The sequence below is a fragment of the Cryobacterium sp. RTC2.1 genome (assembly GCF_035018685.1).
Taxonomy (GTDB): Bacteria; Actinomycetota; Actinomycetes; order Actinomycetales; family Microbacteriaceae; genus Cryobacterium; species Cryobacterium glucosi.
The window spans coordinates 1-1,629 of sequence record NZ_JASJXJ010000289.1; the positions used below are offsets into that span (position 1 = coordinate 1).

The window sequence follows — 1,629 nt, forward strand, 5'->3', positions numbered from 1 at the left end:
GTCGACGGGGTACCCGGTTCGGCGGTTCCGCCCAGCGGGCTGGCCGTTGCTCCCTGCATGCCGGTGCCGAGCAGGGCACCCGCGGCGAGCACGGACGCGGCGCCGATCGTGAGGCGCTTCTTTCGAGAGGTGGCGGTAGCCGAGGAGTTCTTGTTCTGGGTCACAGTTGTTCCTTTCGATTGCGTGCGGCCGACGGTGGGTGCCATCCGGGGCGGACCCCGGATGGCGAATCGATGCCGGCAGCACGTGGCGAGTCTAGGCAGCCGGGTCGGCCAGACCCTCCGTGTCTGCTGGGTGCCCAGCCCGGGAGACGGATGAGTGCTGCCAGGACTTCCCGCCTGATGTCGGCCGTCGTCCGGCAGGCAGCCAGGGTCAGGTTGCCGCTCTCACCGGGCGTTTCCGGGGCCGGTCCAAGCGCGCGACTCTCCGTGGATGGCGACACCGGGTCCGGGCCCGGCGGTGCAGGAATTACGCTGTCGGCTGAGTCGGCGGCCGCAGCGTGTCCCTCGTTGGGGGACTAGTGGTCAACGTGAGGATGTGTCACCATAGACAGAATATCTCATTACCTGGTTCCACCCGTTGAGTCTGACGAACAGTCAGCTCCGGCGACGTACGCGCGACACTGAAGTGATTTGACACTGGAGTTACCGGGTTCAGCACCACGATCTGGTACTTCGGAGTCCCCTTAAATGAACAAGAATCACCTGGCGGCAGCGCTTGCGCTTTCGCTGGCTATACTCGGCCTCATCGCCCCCACGAACGTTTCTTCCGCCCAGGCGGCGACGCCGTCGTCCGTCAAGGTCGTCGACTCCGCGAACATCATCACGGACCCGGCCTGGTTCACACAGGCGTACAACGAGGGTATCCGTCTCTACGTGATGCACTCGACCGCGTGGGGAAGCTGCGCCCCCTGGGAGCACACCCAGGCCCAGCTGAAGATGGCGCTCGACGCCGGCCTCAAGATCGCCGTCTACACCCGGGATGCGACGTGCTGGCAGGGCGGGATCGCCGCGGCCGGCCCGTACCAGTCGCAACTGCAGTTCTTCGCTCTCGACGTCGAGACCGGCAGCTCGCCGGTCACCCGCGCGATGGTCGACGGGGTGCGTGCGATGGGTGTGCGGCCGGTGATCTACAGCGGTTCGGGGATGTGGCCGAGCATCATGAACAATAGCGGCGCCTTCGCCGACGTGCCGCTCTGGGACACCAATGCCGGTGCGGTGAACTACAGTGGCTGGCTCGCCGACACGGGCGCGCCCGCTGCGGTGTCATACGGCGGATGGAACACCGCCGCGAATCCGCGGATCGGCGTGCAACAGAAGTTCGAGCACAACCTGAACGGCGTGCTCGTCGACCTGAACTCGTTCGACGCGACCTTCCTCGGCCTCGGTGCCACGGCGCCCGTGGCGCCCGTGGTCGTGGCGCCTGCGCCGACGCCGACGCCGACGGCCACTCTCACCCCGACTCCGACTCCCACGCCGGCGCCGGCGAAGGTTCGGATCCACCACCGGCGCTGACGCGCGCATCCGCTCGCCCGCCGGACCGAGCGCGGGGGCGCGGCGGGCGGGGGGTCAGTCCTCGTCGGGGATGACGACGAGGGTCACCGGGATGTTTCCGCGCGTGGCGCGGGAG

General features: G+C 68.0%; 1 protein-coding gene. It reads left to right on the forward strand.

What is annotated here, in order from left to right; genetic code table 11:
* Positions 1–689 precede the first annotated feature (689 nt).
* Positions 690–1,514 carry a hypothetical protein gene (locus QN357_RS18870; RefSeq protein ID WP_134446789.1) on the forward strand — a complete coding sequence of 275 codons (825 nt, stop codon included), beginning with the start codon at positions 690–692 and terminating at the stop codon, positions 1,512–1,514.
* Positions 1,515–1,629: the final 115 nt, after the last annotated feature.